The organism is Kitasatospora sp. NPDC007106, from assembly GCF_040634455.1.
GTDB lineage: Bacteria > Actinomycetota > Actinomycetes > Streptomycetales > Streptomycetaceae > Kitasatospora > Kitasatospora arboriphila.
Genome location: NZ_JBEYFP010000995.1, coordinates 1 through 2,013, shown reverse-complemented (window position 1 = coordinate 2,013; position 2,013 = coordinate 1). Strand labels below are relative to the sequence as shown.

2 protein-coding genes and 1 pseudogene are annotated in these 2,013 nt (G+C 75.7%); all 3 read left to right on the top strand.

The features are described from left to right. The coding region (locus ABZ641_RS34955; protein WP_359988413.1) for a TauD/TfdA family dioxygenase at nt 1–339 on the top strand (339 nt) is incomplete at its 5' end. A gap of 50 nt (nt 340–389) precedes the next feature. Beyond that, nucleotides 390–1,691 carry an MFS transporter gene (locus tag ABZ641_RS34950; RefSeq protein WP_359988411.1) on the top strand — a complete coding sequence of 434 codons (1,302 nt, stop codon included), beginning with the start codon at nt 390–392 and terminating at the stop codon, nt 1,689–1,691. A 43-nt stretch (nt 1,692–1,734) separates the two neighbouring features. Then, a pseudogene (locus ABZ641_RS34945) lies at nt 1,735–2,013 on the top strand (aldehyde dehydrogenase); the annotation flags it as partial.

The following is a 2,013-nucleotide window of genomic DNA, read 5'->3' as shown; positions in this document are numbered from 1 at the left end:
TTCATGACCCCCGAGCAGATCGCCGCCCTCAGGACGGTGCTGCCCCCGGTCGAGCACCCCGTCGTGGTGGACCACCCGCGCACCGGCCGCCCGACCCTGTACGTCAACGAGCCGTTCACCACCCGCATCGCCGGCCTGCCCGAGGCGGAGGGCCGCGAGCTGCTGCACCTGCTCGGCCTCCAGGCGCGGATCCCCGAGTTCCAGGTGCGCTTCCGCTGGCAGCCGGACTCGATCGCGATCTGGGACAACATCGCCACCCAGCACTACGCGATCAGCGACTACTACCCGCAGCGGCGCGTCATGGAGCGGATCGCCGTCGCCGGCGGCCCGCTCACCTGACCCGGGACGCCCCCACCCCCCTTGCCGGCCGCCACCCCCGCGGAGCCCCGATGACCGACACCGACGTCAGAACCACCGCCCTGCCGGCCACCGACCCCGGGCGCCGCGCCTGGACCGTGACCGGCCTGCTGGTGGTCTTCATGATGATCAATTTCGCCGACAAGTCCGTCCTCGGGCTCGCGGCGGACCCGATCCGCCGCGAGCTCGGCCTGTCCGCGACCGCCTTCGGGCTCGCGAACAGCGCCTTCTTCCTGCTGTTCTCGATCTCCGGCGCCGCCGTCGGCCTGCTCTCCGACCGGGTGCGGCCGCGCCGGCTGCTGCTGGCCATGGTGCTGCTCTGGTCGCTCGCCCAGGCGCCCATGGCCCTCGGCGGCGGTGCCGCCCTGCTGGTGGCCTCGCGGATCCTGCTGGGCGCCGCGGAGGGACCCGCCTTCCCCGTCGCCCAGCACACCGCCCTCTCCTGGTTCCCCGACCGGCGGCGCAACCTGCCGGGCGCGCTGGTGATGGCCGGAACCACCCTGGGCGTGGTGGTCGCCGCGCCCGGGCTGACCTGGGTCGTCCACCACCTGGGCTGGCGCTCCGCGTTCGGCGCCGTCGCCGTCGCGGGCATGCTGTGGGCCGTCGTCTGGACCCTCGCCGGACGGGAGAACGGCCTCACCGCCGACACCGACCGGCCGCACCGGGATCCGGCCCCGGACACGATCGGCGCGCCGCCCGCCGGCCCGTCCTACCGGCGGATCCTCGCCACCCGGACCTGGATCGGCAGCACGGCCGCCTACTTCGGCACCTACTGGATGACCGCACTGCTGCTGGTCTGGGTGCCGAGCTACCTCCACGACGGCCTCGGCTACTCCGACACCGCCACGGCGAATCTGGTGGCCGCCCTGTGGGCCGTCAACACGCTCGCCCTGCTGGGCCAGGCCTGGCTGACCGGCCGACTGCTGCGCCGGGGCGTCGCCAGCCGCTGGGCCCGGGCCCGCGTCGGCGGGGCCGTCCTGCTGGTCTCCGCACTGGCCTGCCTCGCCCTCCCCGCGGTGCCGCACTCCGCGGCCACCGTGCCGCTGCTGATCGCCGCGTTCGGCCTCGGCGGCACGATGGTGACCGTCGCGGTGACCACGGTCGCCGAAGTCGCACCCGAGCACCGCCGCGGCGGCGCCCTCGGCCTCATGAACGCCGTCGTCACCACCGCCGGCCTGGCCGCCCCCGTCCTGACCGGCCACCTGGTCGATCTGCACGGCGGCGCCGGCTACGGCCTCGCCGTCCGGATCGCCGGTCTCCTGCTGCTGCTCGGCGCGGCCGCCACGCTGCTCGTCGACCCCGCCCGGGACATCACCCGCCTCCGCTCCGCCTGAACCCGACCGCTCCCGCCACCACCACCCCACTTCGAGGAGCACCGTGCCCGACCCCACCGTTCCCGCCCCCGCCGGGACAGACCACCTCGACCACGCCCTCGCCGAACTGCGCGCCGGCGCCGGCTCCTGGGCCGCCGCCCCGGCGGACCTGCGGATCGGCATGCTGGAGCGGCTGCTGCCGAGGATCCGGGAGACCGCCGCCGCCATGGTCGCCGACGCCTGCCGGCACAAGGGCCACCGGCCCGACTCCCCATGGGCCTCCGAGGACTGGGCGGGCGGCCCCTGGGCCCTCGCCCAGCACACCGCCGCCCGCCTGCACGGC

Bases quoted from the DNA above. Each gene is read 5' to 3' on its own strand.
- ABZ641_RS34950 (WP_359988411.1), top strand. From the start codon at position 390: ATGACCGACACCGACGTCAGAACCACCGCCCTGCCGGCCACCGACCCC.